The organism is Stenotrophomonas pictorum JCM 9942 (assembly GCF_001310775.1).
Taxonomy (GTDB): domain Bacteria; phylum Pseudomonadota; class Gammaproteobacteria; order Xanthomonadales; family Xanthomonadaceae; genus Stenotrophomonas; species Stenotrophomonas pictorum.
Window position 1 is genome coordinate 1 of record NZ_BAZI01000562.1, and the last position, 1,352, is coordinate 1,352.

Sequence of the window (1,352 nt, forward strand, 5' to 3'; positions counted from 1 at the left end):
CGCAGGTTGCGGATCACCGCGCGCCCGGCCGAGCGCTCGCGCGGGCTGCCCCCCACAACAGCCACCGAACGGGGACGGAACACGGTCTGCAGGTGGTAGGTACTCATCGCAGCGCCAACAACGGAAACCGGCCCCAAGGTACACGCCCACGCGTGCAAGTGGCATGCGTGCGATCAAATCCGCACGCATCCGCCGGCATCTTCCCGGTTACAGCAGGGTGCCGCGCAGGATCAGCGCCGCGATGCTGAAGTAGATGACCAGCCCGGTCACATCCACCAGCGTGGCCACGAACGGCGCCGAGGCACTGGCCGGATCGAAGCCCAGCCGCTTGAGCGCGAAGGGCAGCATCGAGCCCGACAGCGAGCCGAAGGTGACGATGCCCACCAGCGCCGCGCCGATGGTCAGTGCCAGCAATCCCCAGTGCTCGCCGTAGTCGTGCAGCCCGCCGAGCTGCCACACGCTGATGCGGATGATCGCCAGCACGCCCAGGATGCCGCCCAGCACGATGCCGGTGGGCAACTCGCGCAGCGCCACCTTCCACCAGTCGCGCAGACGCAGCTCGCGCAGTGCCAGCGAACGGATCAGCAGCGAGGTCGCCTGCGAGCCGGAGTTGCCGCCGGAGCTCATGATCAGCGGGATGAACAAGGTAAGCACTACCGCGCGCGCCAACTCCTGCTCGTAGTGCTGCATCGCGCTGGCGGTGAGCATCTCGCCCAGGAACAGCACGCTCAGCCAGCCGGCGCGCTTGCGCAGCATCTCGAAAAAACCGATCTGCATGTACGGCCTGTCCAGCGCCTCGACGCCGCCGAACTTGTGTACGTCCTCGGTGGATTCATCGATCAGCGCATCGAGGATGTCATCGACGGTGACGATGCCCAGCATCCGCCGCTGCGCATCCACCACCGGAATCGCCAGCAGGTCATGGCGGCGGATCAGACGCGCCACTTCCTCCTGGTCCAGCAGCGGATCGACGGTGACCGGCGGATTGAGCTGGGCCACACTGAGAATCGAAGCGTCCGGCGCGCCGGTGATCAGCCGGCGCAGGGTCACCACCTGCTGCAGCTGGCCGCTGGACGGATCCAGCACATAGATCGCATAGACGGTCTCGCGCGAGCGCTCCACCTCGCGGATGTGTTGCAGGGTCTGGGCCACGCTCCAGTCGGCCGGCACGCCGACAAATTCGGTGGTCATCAGGCGCCGGCGGTGTCGGGCGGGTAGCCCAGCAGCAGCTGGATGGAGTGGCGCGCTTCCGGCGCCAGCAACGGGATCAGCCGCGCGCGGTGGCTGTCATCGAGCTCATGGACGATATCGGTGGCACGGTCGTCGGCCATCAGCCCCCAGCAGCGCCGCCG

The 1,352-nt window shown here is 67.5% G+C and carries 1 pseudogene; it reads right to left on the reverse strand.

The features are described 5' to 3' along the window. Positions 1–207: 207 nt before the first annotated feature. Positions 208–1,352 (reverse strand): annotated as a pseudogene (gene mgtE, locus JCM9942_RS16050) (magnesium transporter); the annotation flags it as partial.